At 63.0% G+C, this 20889-nt stretch carries 16 protein-coding genes and 1 tRNA gene; 9 read left to right on the top strand and 8 right to left on the bottom strand.

Translation table 11 applies throughout. The features are described 5' to 3' along the window. Positions 1 to 38 precede the first annotated feature (38 nt). From ACX0MV_RS00260 to hmpA, 5 genes are all read right to left on the bottom strand, one after another. Complete coding sequence (locus ACX0MV_RS00260) at positions 39 to 1475, bottom strand: NAD(P)(+) transhydrogenase (Re/Si-specific) subunit beta (protein ID WP_458980483.1); 1437 nt, start codon at positions 1473 to 1475, stop codon at positions 39 to 41. A gap of 2 nt (positions 1476 to 1477) precedes the next feature. Further along, positions 1478 to 1807, bottom strand: coding sequence for an NAD(P) transhydrogenase subunit alpha part 2 (locus ACX0MV_RS00255; RefSeq protein WP_458980482.1), 330 nt, complete (start codon positions 1805 to 1807; stop codon positions 1478 to 1480). A 14-nt stretch (positions 1808 to 1821) separates the two neighbouring features. Next, on the bottom strand, positions 1822 to 2943 hold the full coding sequence (locus ACX0MV_RS00250) for a Re/Si-specific NAD(P)(+) transhydrogenase subunit alpha (RefSeq protein ID WP_458980481.1): 1122 nt from the start codon (positions 2941 to 2943) through the stop codon (positions 1822 to 1824). 540 nt (positions 2944 to 3483) lie between these two features. Further along, a complete protein-coding gene (locus ACX0MV_RS00245) occupies positions 3484 to 4392 on the bottom strand; it encodes a LysR family transcriptional regulator (RefSeq protein ID WP_458980480.1) in 909 nt (302 codons plus the stop codon). Between the two features lie 95 nt (positions 4393 to 4487). Next, positions 4488 to 5669 (bottom strand): NO-inducible flavohemoprotein, encoded by a 1182-nt coding sequence (gene hmpA / locus ACX0MV_RS00240; protein ID WP_458980479.1) that lies wholly within the window; start codon positions 5667 to 5669, stop codon positions 4488 to 4490. 172 nt (positions 5670 to 5841) lie between these two features. Between hmpA and norR the strand changes: the two genes are divergently transcribed. The 3 genes from norR (at position 5842) to ACX0MV_RS00225 (ending at position 10079) form a co-directional block, all read left to right on the top strand. Then, positions 5842 to 7392: a nitric oxide reductase transcriptional regulator NorR gene (gene norR, locus ACX0MV_RS00235; RefSeq protein WP_458980478.1), complete on the top strand. Its 1551-nt coding sequence runs from the start codon at positions 5842 to 5844 to the stop codon at positions 7390 to 7392. Between the two features lie 154 nt (positions 7393 to 7546). Beyond that, positions 7547 to 8725 (top strand): acyl-CoA dehydrogenase, encoded by a 1179-nt coding sequence (locus ACX0MV_RS00230; protein WP_458980477.1) that lies wholly within the window; start codon positions 7547 to 7549, stop codon positions 8723 to 8725. A gap of 133 nt (positions 8726 to 8858) precedes the next feature. Then, entirely contained in the window at positions 8859 to 10079 is a 1221-nt protein-coding gene (locus ACX0MV_RS00225) for a CaiB/BaiF CoA transferase family protein (RefSeq protein WP_458980476.1), read from the top strand. A gap of 79 nt (positions 10080 to 10158) precedes the next feature. Here ACX0MV_RS00225 and ACX0MV_RS00220 read toward each other — a convergent pair. Beyond that, a tRNA-Arg gene (locus ACX0MV_RS00220) sits at positions 10159 to 10235 on the bottom strand. Between the two features lie 354 nt (positions 10236 to 10589). Here ACX0MV_RS00220 and gabD point away from each other — a divergent pair. Together gabD and gabT are read left to right on the top strand one after the other, a co-directional pair. Continuing rightward, positions 10590 to 12038: an NADP-dependent succinate-semialdehyde dehydrogenase gene (gabD, locus tag ACX0MV_RS00215; protein ID WP_458980475.1), complete on the top strand. Its 1449-nt coding sequence runs from the start codon at positions 10590 to 10592 to the stop codon at positions 12036 to 12038. Between the two features lie 320 nt (positions 12039 to 12358). Next, the gene (gene gabT, locus ACX0MV_RS00210; RefSeq protein WP_458980474.1) at positions 12359 to 13639 is read left to right on the top strand and encodes a 4-aminobutyrate--2-oxoglutarate transaminase; all 1281 of its coding nucleotides are present in this window, start codon (positions 12359 to 12361) and stop codon (positions 13637 to 13639) included. A 99-nt stretch (positions 13640 to 13738) separates the two neighbouring features. On the opposite strand, the gene ACX0MV_RS00205 is transcribed toward gabT, so the two are convergent. Beyond that, positions 13739 to 14173 (bottom strand): BLUF domain-containing protein, encoded by a 435-nt coding sequence (locus ACX0MV_RS00205; protein ID WP_458980473.1) that lies wholly within the window; start codon positions 14171 to 14173, stop codon positions 13739 to 13741. Between the two features lie 33 nt (positions 14174 to 14206). Continuing rightward, entirely contained in the window at positions 14207 to 14623 is a 417-nt protein-coding gene (locus ACX0MV_RS00200; protein ID WP_458980472.1) for a hypothetical protein, read from the bottom strand. A gap of 226 nt (positions 14624 to 14849) precedes the next feature. Between ACX0MV_RS00200 and arsS the strand changes: the two genes are divergently transcribed. The 4 genes from arsS to ACX0MV_RS00180 all read left to right on the top strand — a co-directional run bounded on the left by arsS (position 14850) and on the right by ACX0MV_RS00180 (position 20880). Continuing rightward, a complete protein-coding gene (gene arsS / locus ACX0MV_RS00195; RefSeq protein WP_458981731.1) occupies positions 14850 to 15818 on the top strand; it encodes an arsenosugar biosynthesis radical SAM (seleno)protein ArsS in 969 nt (322 codons plus the stop codon). Between the two features lie 391 nt (positions 15819 to 16209). Further along, entirely contained in the window at positions 16210 to 17778 is a 1569-nt protein-coding gene (locus ACX0MV_RS00190; protein WP_458980471.1) for a sodium:solute symporter, read from the top strand. Further along, positions 17778 to 18746 (top strand): hypothetical protein, encoded by a 969-nt coding sequence (locus ACX0MV_RS00185; protein WP_458980470.1) that lies wholly within the window; start codon positions 17778 to 17780, stop codon positions 18744 to 18746. Before ACX0MV_RS00190 ends, ACX0MV_RS00185 begins: the two co-directional genes overlap by 1 nt. After that, a complete protein-coding gene (locus ACX0MV_RS00180; RefSeq protein ID WP_458980469.1) occupies positions 18739 to 20880 on the top strand; it encodes a dihydrolipoyl dehydrogenase family protein in 2142 nt (713 codons plus the stop codon). Before ACX0MV_RS00185 ends, ACX0MV_RS00180 begins: the two co-directional genes overlap by 8 nt. Positions 20881 to 20889 lie beyond the last annotated feature (9 nt).

Genomic DNA, 20889 nt, shown 5'->3' with positions numbered 1-20889 from the left:
GTGGGGGTCAGTGATCAGCTATCGCGCAGCGGTGAGTTTTACTCCACCGCTTTAACCATATCTTCGATCACCTTCTTGGCGTCGCCGAACACCATCATGGTCTTGTCCATATAGAACAATTCGTTGTCCAAGCCGGCGTAGCCGCTGGCCATGGAGCGTTTGTTGACGATGATAGTTTTGGCTTTGTACGCCTCGAGGATGGGCATGCCGGCGATTGGCGACTTTGGATCGTTCTTCGCCGCCGGGTTGACCACGTCGTTGGCGCCGAGCACCAGCACCACGTCGGTTTGGCCGAACTCGGAGTTGATGTCTTCCATCTCGAACACCTGCTCGTAAGGCACTTCTGCCTCGGCCAGGAGGACGTTCATGTGCCCCGGCATGCGGCCCGCTACCGGGTGGATCGCGTACTTCACGGTCACGCCACGGTGGGTCAGTTTTTCCACCAGTTCCATCAGCGAATGCTGGGCCCGGGCGACTGCCAGGCCGTAGCCCGGTACGATGATCACGGTGTCGGCGTTGGTCAGCAGGAAGGCCGCGTCGTCGCTCGAACCGGACTTCACCGGGCGCTGTTCCTGGCTGCCAGCGGCCGGACCGGCGTCGGTGTCGCCACCGAAACCGCCGAGGATGACATTGAAGAACGAGCGGTTCATCGCCTTGCACATGATGTACGACAGAATCGCGCCGCTCGAACCCACCAGCGAACCAGCGATGATCAGCATCGAGTTGTTCAGCGAGAAGCCGATACCGGCGGCTGCCCAGCCCGAGTAGCTGTTGAGCATCGATACCACGACCGGCATGTCCGCGCCACCGATCGGGATGATGATCAGCACGCCGATGACGAAGGCCAAGGCCAGCAGAATGGCGAACGCGGTGACGTTACCGGTGAAGGTGTACACCAGGCCGAGGCCGAGGATCGCCAGGCCGACTGCCAGGTTGATCCAGTGCTGGCCCTTGAACTGTACTGGTGCGCCTTGGAACAGGCGGAATTTGTACTTGCCCGAAAGCTTGCCGAAGGCGATCACCGAGCCGGAGAAGGTGATAGCACCGATGGCCGCACCGAGGAACAGTTCCAGGCGGTTACCGGCCGGAATCGCATCGCCCAGCGCAGCAACGATGCCCAGCGACTGCGGCTCGACGACCGCGGCAATGGCGATGAATACCGCAGCCAGGCCGATCATGCTGTGCATGAAGGCGACCAGTTCCGGCATCTTGGTCATTTCGACGCGCTTGGCCATGATCGAACCGGCAGTGCCGCCGACCAGCAGGCCGACAATCACATAGCCGATACCGGCGGTGGCGATTTCAGCACCGAGCTTGTAGATCAGCCCCAGGGTGGTGACGATTGCCAGGGCCATGCCAATCATGCCGAACAGGTTGCCGCGGCGTGATGACGTTGGGTGCGAGAGACCTTTCAGCGCCTGGATGAAGCAGATCGAGGCGATAAGGTAGAGAACAGTGATCAGATTCATGCTCATGGTCAGTGCTTCTCCACAGATGCGCCGGCCGGTGCTGCTTTGGCGGCTTTCTTCTTGAACATTTCCAGCATGCGCCGGGTTACCAGGAAACCGCCGAACACGTTGACCGCAGCCAGGGCCACGGCCAGCGTGCCCATGGTTTTACCCAGCGGAGTGACCGTGAGCGCAGCGGCCAGCATCGCGCCGACGATGACGATGGCCGAGATGGCGTTGGTTACCGCCATCAGCGGCGTGTGCAGGGCGGGGGTGACGTTCCAGACCACGTGGTAGCCGATGTAGATGGCCAGCACGAAGATGATCAGGTTGTAGATGCCGTCAGAAATCATATCCATGAGCGTTTCTCCCCTTAGCCGTTAGTGCGCACGACTTGGCCGTCGCGGCACATCAGGCACGCGGCGACGATGTCGTCTTCAAGGTTGAGGTGGAACTTGCCTTCGCCGTCGATGACCAGCTTGAGGAAGTCGAGCAAATTGCGTGCGTACAGCGCCGATGCGTCCGCCGGCACCATGGCCGCCAGGTTGCTGTGGCCGACGATGGTGACGCCGTGCTTGACCACCACCTGTTCGGCTTCGGTCAGCGGGCAGTTGCCACCCTGTGCAGCGGCCAGATCGATCACCACCGAACCGGGCTTCATTTCGGCCACGGTGGCCTCGTGCAGCAGCGTCGGTGCCTTGCGGCCCGGAATCAGTGCGGTGGTGATGACGATATCGGCCTGCTTGGCGCGCTCATGCACGGCCTTGGCCTGACGCTCCATCCATGATGCCGGCATTGGCCGCGCGTAACCGCCGACACCCTGGGCACATTCGCGCTCTTCGTCGGTTTCGAACGGCACGTCGACGAACTTGGCGCCGAGCGATTCGATCTGCTCTTTAACGGCAGGGCGTACATCGGACGCTTCGATCACTGCACCCAGGCGCTTGGCCGTAGCGATCGCCTGCAGACCAGCAACCCCTGCACCGAGAATCAGAATGCGCGCGGCCTTAACGGTACCGGCAGCGGTCATTAGCATCGGCATAAAGCGCGGGTAGTGATGGGCCGCCAGCAGCACGGCCTTGTAACCGGCAATGTTGGCTTGCGACGAGAGCACGTCGAGGCTCTGCGCGCGCGAGGTGCGCGGCGCGGCTTCCAGGGCGAAGGCGGTGATACCGCGAGCGTTCAGCCGTGCAATGATTTCGTTGCTGAACGGGTTGAGCATGCCAACCAGTACGGCCCCGGTGTTCATCAGGGTCAGCTCGGCATCGGTCGGTGCCAGCACCTTCAGCACCAGGTCGGCGCCGAATGCTGCGGACTCGACCCCAATGGTCGCGCCAACAGCCTCATATGCGCTGTCCGGAATACTGGCGCTGACGCCTGCTCCTGCCTGAACAGTGACCTGATGACCTTGGCCGATCAGCTTCTTGATGGTTTCGGGAGTTGCGGCAACGCGCGTCTCGCCGGCTTGGGTTTCGAGAGGAACACCGATGTGCACTTCTATTCTCCTGCGTGATCTTTTTAGTGAACCGGCGCACTGCGGATGGCACGCGGGCGTAGGGAGGATCAGCACAAACCCGCTCGAGCAGAAGTTTGCAATACGGCGGGGCGCGGCATTTTGCAGGCGAAGTGCGAGGGCTTCAAGGCATTCTGGAGTAAAACCTGTAGATAACTACAAGTCACCTGGTGACTCGCCATTCAGCTTTGCCGGTAAAGGCCTGCTGGATAAAGGCTGAGGCCGGAAATGGCCCCCTTTAACCAAGCGAATCTGATCTTTGCCATGAATAATGGTTCATCAGGCCAGCCTAAAACGTACTCGCGGCGCGCACATGCTGGTGGGGTGTCAACTATCCGTGCAAAAAATTAAACGGTTTTTGTTGGCCAGATGGACAGGAACTGTAGCCATCCATGGAGCTGACTACGGGGTCAGCTTGTCCATTTTTCTTTAATAGATAAGGCTCTATTACAGGCCTCTTGGCTCAGGAAGTTCGTCGCGCAAAGTGATTTTTCCCAAGGCCGATACTTCGTTTGCTGTCTTTTATTCCAGTTCATGAGCATTCGCGTAGCGGGCGGCCTCTTCGACCAGCCAGTCGCGCAGGGCGAGCAGGGCGGCGGACTCCGCTTTGCGCTCGGGAATTATCAGGTAATAACCCTTGTCGCTCGGGTAGCTGGTAGCGGCCGCGATCACCAGGCGTTTTTCGTCGAGCTCGCGCTGAATCAGAAAAGGCGGAATCAGCGCCACACCCATTTCATGCATCGCCGCCTGGGCGAGCATGGAAAACAGCTCGTAACGCGGCCCGCTCATGTCACGCGCGACATTCAGGCTCTGGGCGTTGAACCACTGCCGCCAGGCATATGGGCGAGTGGTCTGCTGCAGCAGCGGCAGGCTGGCGATCTGTTCGGCATTCAGTCGAGTGCGCCCGTCCAGCAGCGACGGGCTACACACCGGCATCGGGTTTTCCCGCATTAGCCGGTATGCCTGGGTACCGGACCAGTCGCCATCGCCGAAATACACCGCCGCGTCGAATTCGGTGTCGGCGAATAGAAAGGGCCGGGTGCGATTGGTCAGGTTGACGGTGATTTGCGGGTGCAGTTGCTGGAAGCTCTTCAGCCGCGGCACCAGCCATTGAGTGCCGAAGGTCGGCACCACCGCGAGCTCGATGGTCATGGCACCCTGCTGGCCCATGACGGCCAGCGTGTCACGCTCCACCGCATCCAGTTGGGTGGCGACTCGCCGCGCATAGGCCAGGCCGGCGTCGGTGAGTTTGACCCCGCGTCGCGAACGGCGGAACAGCTCGACATTGAGAAAGGCTTCCAGGCTGGCGATCTGGCGGCAGATCGCGCTCTGGGTCAGGGCCAGCTCTTCGGCAGCCTTGGTGAAGCTTTGATGCCGCGCTGCCGACTCGAAGGCGACGAGGGCGGCAGTGCTGGGGATCTTGCGGCGCATTGTGCGGTTTACTCACTCGAACTGCCGACATTGAAGCGCCAACCGTAAATCGAGTTGCGCCTTGCGCACAACCACCGCTTAGTAAGACCTTCTTGTTAATCGTCCAGTGCGCTGGCGGGGCCGAAGAACTCGTAGTGGCTCTGGTTCTCGGGCACCCCCAGCGCCTGCAGGTGTCTTTTGACCTGAGCCATAAAGGGCTTGGGGCCCAGGAAGTAGGCATCGATATCCCGCTCCTGCGGCAGCCATTCGGCCAGGCGCTGCTGCGTCAACAAGCCTTCGCCATCGGCCTGATCGCCAGGCCGGGGCTCGCTGTAGCACACGTAATGGCGCAGGTGTGGATGCTGCGCGGCCTGCTCCTGCAGCCAATCGTTGAAAGCGTGCACGCCCGCGTGCCGGGCGCAGTGGATGAAGTGGATCGGCCGGCCACTGTCGCGCGCTGCCTCAAGCATGCTCAGGGCCGGGGTAATGCCAACACCGGCACTGATCAGCGCCAGGGGCTTGTTCGAGGGGCGCAGCACGAAGTTGCCAGCCGGCGGAAACACATCCAGGAGGTCGCCAGGCTGGAACTGGTCGTGCAGGTAGTTGGACACCTTGCCGCCGGCTTCGCGCTTGACGCTGATCCGGTACTCGCGGCCATTGCTGAGCGCCGACAGCGAGTAATTGCGGCGCTGCTCCTGGCCATCGAGCACCAGTCGCAGGCCGATGTATTGCCCTGGCTGGAATTCCAGCAGCGCACCGCCGTCGGCAGGTGTCAGGTACAGCGATACGATTTCCTCGCTTTCAACAATCTTACGCACCAGGCGGAATGCCCGCGCTCCGCGCCACCCGCCGGGGGCCGTGGCGTTGGCGGCGTAAGCACTTTCCTCGGCGTTGATCAGCAGGTCCGCCAGCTGGCCGTAGGCGATGGCCCAGGCGTCGATCACCGCGTCGGTGGCGATCGCTTCGCCCAACACCTCGCGAATCGCTCGCAGCAGGCAGGTGCCGACGATGGGGTAATGCTCGGGCAGGATCTGCAGCGAGACATGCTTGTTGACGATCTGCCCCACCAGAGGGCCGAGCGCCTCCAGGCGGTCGATATGGCGCGCGTACATCAGCACACCATTGGCCAGGGCGCGCGGCTGATCGCCGCTGGCCTGGTGCGCCTGATTGAACAGAGCCTTTACGGCGGGGTACTCGCTGAACATCAGTTGATAGAAGTGGCGGGTCAGCGTTTCGCCGCCGGTTTCCAGCAGCGGGACGGTGGCTTTGATCAGTTCGCGTTGCGCGGCGGTCAGCATGGAGTGTCCTCGGGTAGGTTCGAATAAAGCGCGAGCGTGGTAAGTTCGCAGCTGTACACGTGAGTACAAGAGCCGTGCCATTTAATAACTCTATTAAATACAACGATTTAAATTTAATAGAGTCTTTATGACTCATTCGTTTGGCGGTCTTAATGACTGCAAAGTGGTCCTTATGACAGCAAGCCCGCTACTGACCGCACTGATTCCGCTGGTCGCCGATCTATCCCGCGAGCTGCCGGAAGCCGAGCGCTACAAACGATTGCTTGATGCATTGCGTCTGTTGTTGCCCTGCGATGCCCTGGCGTTGCTGCGGCTGGAAGGCGATGTGCTGGTGCCGCTGTCGGTGCAGGGCCTGAGCGCCGACACCCTCGGACGGCGCTTTCGGGTCGGCGAGCATCCGCGCTTGCGCGCGCTGCTTGAACAAGCCGGGCCGAGCCGCTTCGCCACCGACTGCGAGCTGCCCGATCCCTATGATGGTCTGGTCGAAGGGCATCGCGGTCACCTGGAAGTGCACGATTGCCTTGGTTGTCCGTTGTATGTGCATGACCAGCTATGGGGCCTGCTGACCCTCGACTCGCTGGACCCGGCGCGCTTCGGCAGCGTCGACCTGGACACCCTGCAGGCGTTTGCCAGTCTGGCGGGCGCCACGGTGATGGCCAACGAGCGGATCAGCGGCCTGCTGCGCCGGGTCGAGGACGAACACCACCTCGCCCAGGTCTACAAACAGGCGGCCGACCGCCATCGCCCGCGCGAGCTGATCGGCCAGAGCGCGGTGCACAGGGCCTTGCTGCAGGAAATCGCTTTGCTCGGCGACAGCGAACTGACCGTATTGATCAGCGGTGAAACCGGTGTCGGCAAGGAGCTGGTGGCCGAGGCGATTCATGCTGCCTCAGCGCGAGCCAAGCGGCCGCTGATCAGCATCAACTGCGCCGCGCTGCCGGATACCCTGGCGGAAAGCGAGCTGTTCGGTCACGTGCGCGGCGCGTTTTCCGGCGCGCTGAGCGAGCGCAGCGGCAAGTTCGAGCTGGCCGATGGCGGCACGCTGTTTTTGGACGAGGTGGGCGAACTGCCGCTGGCGATGCAGGCCAAGTTGCTGCGTGTACTGCAGAGCGGGCAACTGCAACGGGTCGGTTCTGACCGCGAGCACCGCGTCGATGTGCGGGTATTGGCCGCCAGCAATCGCGATCTGGCCGAAGAGGTGCGCGCTGGTCGCTTTCGGGCCGACCTTTACCATCGCCTCAGCGTCTACCCGCTGCGGGTGCCGGCGCTGCGCGAGCGCGGCCGCGATGTGTTGCTGCTTGCCGGCTTCTTTCTCGAGGAGAACCGCGCGCGTCTCGGGCTGCGCAGCCTACGCCTGACCGCCGATGGGCAGAAGGCGCTGCTGATGTATGACTGGCCGGGCAACGTACGCGAGCTGGAACACCTGATCAGCCGCGCCGCGTTGAAAGCGCTAGCGATGTGCGCCGAGCGGCCGCGGATCCTCTCCATCGACGCCCAGGCCCTGGGGCTGCCCATCGCGCTAACGCTAGCCGAGCCGGCACCGCCAGGCGGCCCGGCTGCTGCTGCCGGAACACCGTTACGCGACGCCGTGGATGCCTACCAGAAGCAGCTGATCAGCGAGGCATTGGCGCGCCATAACGGTAAATGGGCCGATGTCGCCCGCGAGCTCGCGGTAGACCGAGCCAACCTCAGCCGCCTGGCGCGCCGCCTGGGCCTGAAATAGCGCCGTGCGCACAGCGCATGTCAGCGTCATTTTTGACGCTCTGGCCTGGTTTCTGGAGTGACAAAAACGCACAGCTGCGTGCCAAATCGTCGTTTGCACTGCCTGTCAGGCGCGCCTAGTCTCTTGCCCACACGATATTTCGAGGTTTTTCGCGATGGCCAAGGCAAGCTTCAACTGGATCGACCCGCTGCTGCTCGATCAGCAACTGACCGAAGAAGAACGCATGGTGCGCGACAGCGCCCAGCAGTTCGCCGCCGACAAGCTGGCTCCGCGCGTGCTGGAAGCCTTCCGCCACGAGCAAACTGATCCTGCGATCTTCCGCGAGATGGGCGAAACCGGCCTGCTCGGTGCCACTATCCCCGAAGCCTATGGCGGCAGCGGCCTGAACTACGTGTGCTACGGCCTGATCGCCCGCGAAGTGGAGCGCGTCGACTCCGGCTACCGCTCGATGATGAGCGTGCAGTCGTCGCTGGTGATAGTGCCAATCTTCGAGTTCGGCAACGAGGCGACCAAGCAGAAGTACCTACCCAAGCTGGCCAGCGGTGAATATATCGGCTGCTTCGGCCTCACCGAGCCAAACCACGGCTCCGACCCAGGCTCGATGATCACTCGGGCGAAAAAGGTCGACGGCGGCTACCGCATCAGCGGCAGCAAGATGTGGATCACCAACTCGCCAATCGCCGATGTGTTTGTGGTGTGGGCCAAGGATGATGCTGGCGAAATCCGCGGCTTCGTCCTGGAAAAAGGTTGGCAGGGCCTGAGCACGCCGACCATTCACGGCAAGGTCGGGCTGCGCGCCTCGATCACCGGCGAGATCGTCATGGACAACGTGTTCTGCCCGGAAGAGAACGCCTTCCCCGACGTGCGCGGCCTGAAAGGTCCGTTCACCTGCCTCAACTCTGCCCGCTACGGCATCAGCTGGGGCGCGCTGGGCGCCGCCGAATACTGCTGGCACACCGCCCGCCAGTACACCCTGGACCGCCAGCAGTTTGGCCGGCCGCTGGCCGCCAACCAACTGATCCAGAAGAAGCTGGCCGACATGCAGACCGAAATCACCCTGGCTCTGCAAGGCTGCCTGCGTCTCGGCCGGATGAAAGACGAAGGCACCGCTGCGGTGGAAATCACCTCGATCATGAAGCGCAACAGCTGCGGCAAGGCCCTGGATATCGCACGCATGGCCCGCGACATGCTCGGCGGCAATGGCATCAGCGACGAGTTCGGCGTGGCCCGCCACCTGGTCAACCTCGAAGTGGTCAACACCTACGAAGGCACGCACGACGTGCATGCGCTTATCCTCGGCCGCGCACAAACCGGGATTCAAGCTTTCTTCTGAGTAGGGTGCGCCACGCGCACCTCGCTTTGATGGCGGTGCGCAGAGCCCCATCAGATCGCCCAATGGGTTACACCGCTAACCCGGCCACGTCCTGTTTGCTGTCGGTGCGCACGGCGCACCCTACGGAGTCTCCATGCCCGGTGCCCTGTCCCATCTGCGTGTTCTCGATCTCTCCCGCGTGCTCGCCGGGCCCTGGGCCGGGCAGATTCTCGCCGACCTCGGCGCCGAGGTGATCAAGATCGAGCGGCCCAAGGTCGGCGACGACACCCGGCACTGGGGTCCGCCGTTTCTGCAGAGCGCCGCCGGCGAAAACACCAGCGAGGCGGCCTATTACCTGTCCGCCAACCGCAACAAACAATCGGTCACCGTGGATTTCACCCAGGCCGAAGGCCAGCGCATCGTCCGCGAGCTGGCGGCCAAGTCCGACATTCTGATCGAGAACTTCAAGGTCGGCGGCCTGGCCGCATACGGCCTCGATTACGCCGCGTTACAGGCGATCAACCCGAAGCTGATTTACTGCTCGATCACCGGTTTCGGTCAGGACGGCCCCTATGCGAAAAGAGCCGGCTACGACTTTATGATTCAAGGCCTCGGTGGGCTGATGAGCCTGACCGGCCGCGCCGAAGGCGAAGAGGGCGCCGGGCCGGTCAAGATCGGCGTGGCGCTGACCGATATCCTCACCGGCCTGTATTCCACCGCGGCTATCCTCGCCGCCCTGGTCAGCCGCGAGCGGACCGGCACCGGCCAGCATATCGACATGGCACTGCTCGATGTGCAGGTCGCCTGCCTGGCCAACCAGGCGATGAATTACCTGACCACCGGTACCTCGCCGCGGCGCCTGGGTAACGCGCACCCGAATATCGTGCCCTATCAGGATTTCCCCACGGCTGATGGCGACTTCATCCTCACGGTCGGCAACGACAGCCAGTTCCGCAAATTCTGCGAGGTCGCCGGTCTGGCTTTGGCCGATGACCCCCGCTTTGCCACCAACAGCGCTCGGGTTGCCCATCGCGGCGAACTGATCCCGCTGCTGCGCCAGGCCACGGTGTTCAAAACCACCGCAGAATGGATAAGCGCACTGGAACAGGCCGGCGTGCCCTGCGGGCCGATCAACGACCTGGCCCAGGTCTTCGCCGACCCCCAGGTGCAGGCCCGCGGCCTGCGCTTCGAACTGCCCCATGCCCTGGCCGGCTCGGTGCCACAAGTTGCCAGCCCGATCCGCCTTTCCGCCACCCCAGTCCAACACCGCAACGCCCCGCCCTTGCTGGGCGAACACACCGAGCAGGTATTGCAGCGATGGCTGGGACTATGCGCCGAACAGATCGCCGCTTTGAGACAGGCGGAGGTGCTTTAGGCGGGGAAGGCTTTGGCGCCGCAAGCCAGCCGGCAAAGCAAAAAGGCCCCACGTTTTCACGTGAGGCCTTTTCTATATATGGCGCACCAGGCGGGATTCGAACCCACGACCCCTGCCTTCGGAGGGCAGTACTCTATCCAGCTGAGCTACTGGTGCAGCGCGGGCGCAATCATACGCATCTCGCTGGCAGGCGTCCATGCTGGGTGTCGTTCGCGATTCTGCACGAGCGGGCTGGGTGTCTGGAGTGCTGTTGGTTAAAAGCGCCATCGTTGGCTGGTTTCGTTAATTTTTTCGAACATGCTATTGCCCTTTACCCATGGCGACCCTAGGATTCGTTTGAGATTTCAAACGCTCTTGGCAAAAACGTTATATCGCATGCTGCAATCCGTTCGCGCGTGTGGTCTGAGGCTTTTCAAGAGTGGTGGCAGGCCGTAGCGGTCGCCCAAGTCGCGCGCGTAGCGCCTTAACGAAACCGTCCGATGCCAGGGTGTCGGAATCAAGGAGATTGTCATGCAACTGAAAGACACCCAGCTGTTCCGTCAGCAAGCCTATATCGATGGGGCCTGGCTGGATGCCGACAGCGGCCAGACCATCAAGGTCAACAACCCGGCCACGGGCGAGACCATTGGCAGCGTGCCGAAGATGGGCGCAGCGGAAACTCGCCGTGCCATCGAAGCGGCCGACCGTGCTTTGCCGGCCTGGCGTGCGCTGACCGCCAAGGAGCGCGCGGGCAAACTGCGTCGCTGGTTCGAATTGCTGATGGAAAACCAGGACGACCTCGGCCGCTTGATGACTCTGGAGCAGGGCAAGCCGCTGGCCGAAGCCAAAGGCGAGATTGCTTATGCCGCCTCCTTTATCGAGTGGTTTGCCGAGGAAGCCAAGCGCGTCTATGGCGACGTGATTCCCGGTCACCAGCCGGACAAGCGCCTGATCGTGATCAAGCAGCCGATTGGCGTGACCGCCGCGATTACCCCGTGGAATTTCCCGGCGGCAATGATTACCCGTAAAGCCGGCCCGGCCCTGGCTGCCGGTTGCACCATGGTGATCAAGCCAGCTTCGCAGACCCCTTTCTCTGCCCTGGCCCTTGTCGAGCTGGCGCATCGCGCGGGCATTCCGAAAGGCGTGCTGAGTGTGGTTACCGGCAGCGCCGGCGATATTGGCAGCGAGCTGACCAGCAACCCGATTGTGCGCAAGTTGAGCTTCACCGGCTCGACCGAAATCGGCCGTCAGCTGATGGCCGAATGCGCCAAGGACATCAAGAAGGTGTCGCTGGAGCTGGGCGGCAATGCGCCCTTTATCGTGTTTGACGACGCCGATCTGGACGCCGCTGTCGAAGGTGCCTTGATCTCCAAATACCGCAACAACGGCCAGACCTGCGTCTGCGCCAACCGCCTGTATATCCAGGACAGCGTCTACGATGCCTTCGCCGAGAAGCTGAAGGTCGCGGTGGCCAAGTTGAAGATCGGTAACGGCCTGGACGACGGCACCACCACCGGTCCGCTGATCGACGACAAGGCCGTCGCCAAGGTGCAGGAACATATCGCCGATGCGCTGAGCAAAGGCGCCAAACTGCTCACCGGCGGCAAGCCCCATGCGCTGGGCGGCAGTTTCTTCGAGCCGACCATCCTGCTCGACGTGCCGATGAACGCTGCGGTAGCCAAGGAAGAAACCTTCGGCCCGCTGGCGCCGCTGTTCCGCTTCAAGGACGAGGCCGAGGTGATTGCCATGTCCAACGACACCGAGTTCGGCCTGGCATCGTACTTCTATGCCCGCGATCTGGGTCGGGTTTTCCGTGTGGCCGAGGCCCTGGAATACGGCATGGTCGGCGTCAATACCGGTCTGATTTCCAACGAGGTCGCTCCCTTCGGTGGCGTCAAGGCGTCAGGCCTGGGCCGTGAAGGTTCCAAGTATGGCATCGAAGATTACTTGGAAATCAAATACCTGTGCCTGGGTATCTAAATCACTCCGTAGGGTGCGCCGTGCGCACTGATCCACGCGATGGTGCGCACGGCACGGCGCACCCTAGGTGAGTTGTAGTGCCGGCGATAAAGTCGGCAACCGGTTAGTCAATTTCCAAGATGTATGGCATGAAAAACATTGGTTGGACCGATCTTCGGCGTGACGCAAGACTGCGCCATCTGATAGTGAGCCAGCCTAAGCTACAGACTTTAATTCCTGTAATCGGGATGCCCTGCGGTCGATCATCGAATGCCGCCGCGCCTTATCGGTTACCCCCTCTTTGAACTACGCCTACCTGATAGCCGGCGAATGAGGACTGTATGAGCAAGACCAACGAATCCCTGATGCAACGCCGCATGGCCGCCGTTCCGCGCGGCGTTGGCCAGATCCACCCGATCTTTGCCGAATCGGCGAAGAACGCCACCGTGACCGACGTCGAGGGTCGCGAGTTCATCGACTTCGCCGGCGGCATCGCGGTGCTCAACACCGGTCACCTGCATCCCAAGGTGATCGCCGCGGTGAAGGCGCAGCTGAACAAGCTGACCCATACCTGCTTCCAGGTGCTCGCCTATGAGCCTTACGTCGAACTGTGCGAGAAAGTCGCCGCGCGCGTACCGGGCGATTTCGCCAAGAAAACCCTGCTGGTCACCACCGGTTCAGAAGCGGTGGAAAACGCGGTGAAGATCGCCCGCGCCGCCACCGGCCGCGCCGGGGTGATTGCCTTCACCGGCGGTTATCACGGTCGCACCATGATGACCCTGGGTCTGACCGGCAAAGTGGTGCCGTATTCGGCCGGCATGGGCCTAATGCCCGGCGGCATCTTCCGCGCCCAGTACCCGTGCGAGCTGCATGGCGTCAGCACGGATGATGCGATCGCCAGCATTGAGCGGATCTTCAAGAATGACGCCGAGCCGCGCGACATTGCCGCGATCATCATCGAGCCGGTACAGGGCGAGGGCGGCTTCTATGTTGCGCCGAAGGACTTCATGCAGCGCCTGCGCGCGCTCTGCGATCAGCACGGCATCCTGTTGATTGCCGATGAAGTGCAGACTGGCGCTGGGCGTACCGGCACCTTCTTCGCGATGGAGCAGATGGGCGTCGCCGCCGACCTGACCACCTTCGCCAAATCCATCGCCGGCGGTTTCCCGGTGGCCGGCGTGTGCGGCAAGGCCGAGTACATGGACGCCATCGCCCCAGGCGGTTTGGGCGGTACCTACGCCGGCAGCCCGATTGCGTGCGCTGCGGCGCTGGCGGTGATCGAGGTATTCGAGGAAGAAAACCTGCTGGATCGCTGCAAGGCCGTCGGCGAGCGTCTGGTCTCCGGGCTCAAGGCGATTCAGGCCAAGCACAAGGTAATCGGCGATGTGCGTGCCCTTGGCGCCATGATCGCGGTCGAGCTGTTCGAAGGCGGCGATCATCACAAGCCGGCGGCGGCGCTGGTTGGTCAGGTGGTGGCCAAGGCTCGCGACAAGGGCCTGATCCTGCTGTCCTGCGGTACCTACGGCAATGTGCTGCGGGTGCTGGTGCCGCTGACGGCCGAAGACGCGCTGCTGGACAAGGGCCTGGCGATCATTGCCGAGTGCTTCGACGAACTGGCGTGAGCTAGGCCGCGCCACTGAAAAACCCGCGTTGCAGGCTGCTTGTACGGCCTGCAACGCGGGTTTTTTATGGGCCGTCAGTCAGGCTCGCCGTGCAGACGGCTAACCGAGTACCGGGGATTTGATGGCGGTTGCGGTGTTGCTCAGTTCCAGCAGCAGGTTGCCGATCTGCGCCGCGCTCATGCTGAACGGGTCGAAGCGATCGCTGCCGGAGTACTTGAGGAACAGCTCGCGGTTGACCTGCTTGGCGCCGGCCCAGCCCATGCTCCAGTTGGCGTAGCGGCGTGCGTCGATTTCCGCGTAGTCGAGGATTGTCAGGTCTTTGTGCCGGGTGTCTTCGCCGATCCGGTTGTACAGAGCGTTGACCGCGTCGCGTGGGCCTTCCAGGGCTTGCAGGAAGATATCGGCGTTGCAGCAGAGAATGCCGGTCAGCCCACGGGCCGGGTTGTTGCGCTGCGAGCTGTCGAGGATCTCGCGGATCAGCTCGGCAGATACCGAATGGCTGGCGCGGCTGGCATAGGTGAGGCGAACAAGCATGACGATGTTCCTTTGCAAAAAGAATGAGCAGGTTCAGCGCGCGAACAGGGTGCGCGCGAATATCAGGGTGCCGACACCCCAGGCCGCGTTGACCAAGAAGCCGATCAGAAAGCGCCCCGGCAGCTTCGCCGGATCGAGCCCCATGCCCTTGAGCGGAAACACCACCAGCAGGGCCACCGTCGTCAGCGCGATGCCGCCGAACAGCAATGCCTTGAGCCACGGCTGCGGTTTGGCTGCATCCCAGCGCAACACGAGCAACATGACCACCGCCCAGACGCCACCCCAGAAAGACGCAGAGACCAGTGCGGGTACGCCCAGCGGCGCGGTTGGGCTGAGGTTAAACGGCGCCACCGGCACCACGGCCAGTGCGTTGAGCACGCCAAGCACGGGCTGATGGAAGAACGGCACGGCCAGGAAGCCAGCGATGAAAAACAGGATCAGGCGCAGCATTGATCGTCCCTCGTGATGAAGTTCGCCGATTCTGCCTTATTTGTATAAGATTTGTATAACTTAAAGGCAGCCATGTTTCGAAGCGCTGTAACAAATACGCACAGTCGCTCTCTAGCTTCTATAGAAAGATAAAGCGCATCGCCGCAGACTTGCAGGCACGACATGCCGCTCATCCAGCGTTGTGCGAACCTGCTTACGATAGGCCAAGGAGTCACTCTTGCACGCCATGCTTCCGCTGCTCGACCAACTCGCGTTTCCGCCCATTCGCCGCGGTGCACTGGAAGCGTTGCAGATCAACTTGACGTACCGCTGCAACCAGCGCTGCCTGCATTGTCACGTCAATGCCGGGCCGACCCGTACCGAAGCGATGACCGACGAAAGCCTGGCGCTGCTGCATCAGGTGATTGATGCGCACCCGGTGCACACGCTCGACCTCACCGGCGGCGCGCCGGAAATGCATCCGCGTTTTCGCGAGATTGTCATGCACGCGCGGCGTGAAGGTTTACGGGTAATCGACCGCTGCAACCTGACCATTCTCAGCGAACCGGGCTACGAAGACCTGGCGCAGTTTCTTGCCGACCAGGGCGTGGAAGTCAGCGCCTCGTTGCCCTGTTACTCGCGCGATAACGTCGACAAGCAGCGCGGTGATGGGGTGTTCGACGCCAGCATCAAGGGCCTGCAGCAACTCAATGCCCTCGGTTACGGCCAGCCGGACAGCGGCCTGGTGCTGAACCTGGTGTACAACCCGCAGGGCCCGAGCCTGCCGCCGCCGCAGGTTGCCCTGGAAGCCGACTACAAGCGCCACCTGCTGGAAGACTTCGGCATCCAGTTCAATCACCTGCTGACCATCACCAACCAACCGATCGCGCGCTTTGGCAGCACCCTGGTCAGCAAGGGCCAGTTCAACGACTACATGCAACTGCTGCGGGACAGCTATCGCCCGGAAAACCTCGAGCCGCTGATGTGTCGCTCGCTGGTCAGCGTTGATTGGCAGGGCTACCTGTACGACTGCGACTTCAACCAGATGCTCGACCTGCCGTTGCAACTGCAAGGCCAATTGATCGGCCGCCAGCGCCCGCACCTGCGCGACCTGCTCAGCGCCACGCTGGACGGCAACCCGATCGTCACCCGCGACCACTGCTTTGCCTGCACGGCCGGGCAAGGCTCAAGCTGTGGCGGCGCACTGAATGAGTAGGGTGCGCCATGCGCACCAAGAAGCCGTGGCTTGTGCTGGTGCGCGCGGCGCACCCTACACGCGGCGGCACGCTGAATGATTAACAGGGCCACTGCTTTGCCTGCACGGCCGGGCAGGGCTCAAGCTGCGGCGGCGCATTGAATGAGTAGGGTGCGCCATGCGCACCAATGAAACCGTGGCTTGTACTGGTGCGCGCGGCGCACCCTACACGCGGCGGCACGCTGAATGATTAACAGGGCCACTGCTTTGCTGCACAGCGGGGCAGGGCTCAAGCTGCGGCGGCGACTGAATGAATAGGGTGCGCCATGCGCACCAATGAAGCCGTGACTTGTGCTGGTGCGCGCGGCGCACCCTACGTCCGGTGATATATCCATCAACTAAGGATCGGTTCATGCAACTCACCAGCACTACGGGGCTGTTTTTCTGGGGCTTTCTCGTGGTTTACGGCGCGCTGATGTTGGCGCTGTCGCCCCGTGCCGTGACGGTCGGTGGCTTCTTCAACGGCGAGGACAACCAGGGCCGTAGCGCGTCTCCCTGGCTGATCACCTCAAGCATCTTTATCAGCTGGATCTTCGCCAAATCGGTGACCAATGCCGCCAACCTGGGGGCGAGCTACGGCCTAGTCGGCGGCCTGGCCTACGCCATGTACTGGCTGTCGATTCCGCTGACCGGCTTCGTCATCTACCGCCTGCGTCGGCGTTTCGCCGCCACCGGCCTGGTGAGTTTCTTGAGCAGCCATTACGGCCGTGGCGCCGCGCTGGCATTTTCCGCGGCAATCCTGATTCGCCTGTTCAACGAGGTGTGGAGCAACACCGCAGTGGTCGGCGGTTATTACGGCGCGTCCGGCAGCCTCGAATTCATCGGCGCGGCGCTGTTGTTCACCGCCGTCACGCTGGCCTACAGCCTGCGCGGCGGGCTGCGCAGCTCGATCCTCACCGACGCGGCGCAGGCGGCGATCTTCGTCATCGCCCTGGTCTGGGTGCTTGGCATGGTATTGCCGCAGCATTCGCCCAGCGAACTGGCCAGCACCAGCAACTGGGCGCTGAAAGCCGGCGTCGACCTGCTGCTGGTCGCCGGCCTGCAGGCTTTCAGTTACGGCTTTCATGATCCGGTGCTGACCGACCGCGGTTTTATCAGCGAAGAAAAGACCATGCGCCGCTCGTTCGTGATCGCCGGGGTGCTGGGTTTTATCGCCATCTTCGCGTTCAGCCTGATCGGCGTGCATGCGCAACTCATGGGTATTGAAGGATCGGATAACGTACCGGCCGCGCTGGCCAAGGCCATGGGCATCGGCGCGCTGCTGCTGATGACCGTGGTGATGGTCTCGGCCGCCGGTTCGACCCTCGACTCGACTTTTTCCAGCCTGGCTAAGCTGGCCGGCCGTGACCTGCCGCTGCTGGCCGGTCGCGACCTGGGGCAGAAGGCGCTCGGGGTGGGCATGGCGGTCATGGTGCTGTTCGCCCTGCTCGGCAACCTGCCGATGATCGCCGGCACCGATATTCTCAAAGCCACCACCATCAGCGGCACCATGGTGATTGGCCTGGCGCCGGTGTTTATCCTGCATGGCCTGACCCGGCCGACCCGACTGGGTTTCCACCTGAGTTTCTGGACCGGCCTGGGCCTTGGCGTCGCCCTGACCTTCGGTTGGATTCCGCAAAGCTGGGCCATTGGCGACGGCAAGTACGCGCTGCTGCTCGGCACTAACCTCTATGGGCTGGGCCTCTGCGTGCTCGGCTATTTGCTGCCCGGCTGGCTACGGAGGATTGCTGATGCTGCGTGGCAAGTGCAAGGCTGCGCCCCAGGGCTCTGCAGCACTCAACGCTCGACAGCCAGGCCCCGTAGGGTGTGCTGTGCGCACCAAGAACCTGTCCGCGGAATCGATGCGCGCGGCGCACCCTACCCAGGTTGGCGCAGCACGCTGGGCTATTCGCTACTCAGTTGGCCAAGGAGAACGCACTGATGCGCGCCGGTCGTGATTGCCCGCTGGACTACCGCCTGGCCCGCCATGCGTTTGCCGGTGAGCCGTTGTTCGATTGCCAGACGCTCTATGTGGTCGGCGGCCTGTATGGCAATCGCCAGGCCCTGGCAGCGTTGCAGCGGCGGCTGGCCGCGGAGCCAGCGGCGCGCGTGGTGTTTAACGGCGATGCCCACTGGTTCGACTGCGATCCCGAGGTTTTCCAGGCGATCGAGCAAGGTCTCGCCGGCCACCTGGCCCTGCGCGGCAATGTCGAAACCGAACTGGGCCGTGCCGACGACAGCGGCGCCGGTTGCGGTTGCGCCTACCCGGGTTCGGTTGATGATGCCGTGGTGGCGCGCTCCAACGCCATTCAGGCCGAGCTGAACCGCACCGTGCAGCAGCTTCCCGGTATGGCCGCGCGCCTGGCCGCCCGTCCGGCTACGGCGCTGGTTAGCGTTGGCGGTCAGCGCGTGGCGATCAGCCACGGCGACGAACAGTCCCTGGCCGGTTGGGATTGTGCCCGCGAGGCGCTGGCCGGGGCGGAGCGTCAGCGGCAGCTCAATCAGTGGTTGAGGGTCAATCGCGTGCAGGTGCTGGCCACCAGTCACACCTGTTTGGCCGTGGCGCTGAACTTAGCCGAAGGTGCGTTGATCAATAACGGCGCGGCCGGCTTGCCGAATTTCGCGGGCGGCCGCTACGGCCTGCTCAGCCGCATCGCCACCACGCCGCACCCGGCCGCGCTCTATCGCTGCCAGCGCGGCACCCTGTTTATCGAGGCATTGCCGTTGAACTACGCCCATGACCCCTTTCTCGCCGATTTCGACCGCCAGTGGCCCGCGGGCAGCCCAGCGGCCCTGTCGTACCGCGCACGCATCCTCGGCGGCGCCACTGAACAACCGCAGCGCGCCCTACTGGCCGGCTTCAGCCTGTGTCAGAGCCTGTGCGCACTGGAGGCGCTGAACCATGAATAGCCGCAAACTCGCACTGATGGCTGTGATCCTGGCGCTGCTTGGCAGCTTCTTCGTGTTCGATATCGGTCAATACCTCAACCTCGACGCGCTCAAGGCGCAGCAGGCCGCGCTTAATGCCCAGGTCGCCGCGCAGCCGTGGCTGGCCGCGGGGGTGTTCTTTGTCGCCTACGTCGCGGTTACCGCGTTATCACTACCGGGCGCCGCCCTGATGACGCTGCTGGCCGGTGCGCTGTTCGGTTTGCTGCAGGGCTTTGTGCTGGTGTCCTTCGCGTCCACCCTGGGTGCGACGCTGGCGATGCTCAGCAGCCGCTTCCTGTTGCGCGACTGGGTGCAGGCGCGCTTCGGTCAGCGTCTGGCAAGCATTGACCAGGGCATTGAGCGCGAGGGTGCGTTCTACCTGTTCGCCCTGCGCCTGGTGCCGATCTTCCCGTTCTTTCTGATCAACCTGGCGATGGGTCTGACCCGCCTGCCGGTGCGCACCTACTGGTGGGTCAGCCAGCTCGGCATGCTGCCAGGCACCCTGGTGTTCGTGAATGCCGGGCGCGAGCTGGGCCAACTCGACTCGCTGGGCGGCATCCTCTCGCCGGGCCTGCTCGGGGCCTTTGTTCTGCTCGGGGTGTTTCCGCTGATCGCGCGCAAGCTGCTCGGCCTGATTCAAGCACGCCGCGTGTATGCCGGCTGGCTGCGCCCGGACAGCTTCGACCGCAACTTGCTGGTGATCGGCGCGGGTGCCGGCGGCCTGGTCAGCGCCTATATCGCCGCCGCGGTAAAGGCCAAGGTCAGCCTGATCGAAAAACACCAGATGGGCGGCGACTGCCTGAACACCGGCTGCGTGCCGTCCAAGGCATTGCTGCGTTCGGCCAAGCTGGCCAACGAGCTGAAGAAAGCGCCGGCCCTGGGCTTTACCAGCGTGCAGGGCCAGGTGGATTTCCCCGCCGTGATGCAGCGCATCCAGCGGGTGATTGCCGACATCGAGCCGCACGACTCCGTGCAGCGCTACACCGAATTGGGCGTCGAAGTGATCCAGGGTGAAGCGACCATCACCTCGCCCTGGACCGTCGAGGTGAACGGCCAGACCCTGAGCAGCCGCAACCTGATTATCGCCGCCGGCGCGCGGCCGCTGGTGCCAAAGATTCCCGGCTTGGAGCAGGTGCAGGCGTACACCTCGGATACCATCTGGAGCCTGCGCGAACAGCCGCGCTGGCTGCTGGTGCTGGGCGGCGGGCCGATCGGCTGCGAACTGGCCCAGGCGTTCCAGCGCCTTGGCAGCCAGGTGATTCAGGTGGAACTGGCCGAACGCCTATTGCCGCGCGAAGACGCCGATGCCAGCGAGCTGGTGTTGCAGAGCCTGCGCAACGACGGTGTGGATGTGCGTCTGCAGCATCGCGCGGAGCGCTTCGAGTTGGTCAACGGCGAGCAGCGCATGGTCGCCCGTCGCCTGGATACCGGCGAGGAAGTGACCATCGCCTTCGATTGTCTGCTGCTAGCGCTCGGCCGGGTGGCCAATGTCACGGGTTACGGCGTCGAGGAATTGGGCCTGACCGTGCGGCCAAACGGCACCCTGGAAACCGACGAGTACCTGGCGACACGCTTCCCCAACATTTACGCGGTGGGCGACGTGACCGGGCCTTATCAGTTCACGCATGTCGCGGCGCACCAGGCCTGGTACGCCGCGGTCAATGCGCTGTTCAGCGGCTTCAAACGCTTCAAGGTGGATTACCGGGTGATCCCCGCCTGTACCTTCACCGATCCAGAAGTGGCCCGTGTTGGTCTTTCCGAGGGCGAGGCCAGGGCGCAGAACATCGCCTACGAGGTGACCCGTTACGGCATCGACGACCTGGACCGGGCGATTGCCGACGAGGCCGCCCACGGCTACGTGAAAGTACTGACCGTGCCGGGTAAGGACAGGATTCTCGGCGCAACCATCGTCGGCGAACACGCCGGCGAACTGCTCGCCGAATACGTGCTGGCGATGAAGCACAACCTGGGGCTGAACAAGATTCTCGGCACCATCCACAGCTACCCGACCATGGCCGAAGCGAATAAATACGCGGCCGGCGAATGGAAGCGGGCCCATGCGCCGCAGGGGTTGCTGCGTCTGGTCGAGCGCTTCCACCGTTGGCGGCGCGGATAATGCGCGGCG

It is taken from the genome of Pseudomonas cistanchae, assembly GCF_054483635.1.
Note: the sequence above shows the minus strand (reverse complement) of the source record. Positions and strands in the feature narration are given on the sequence as shown.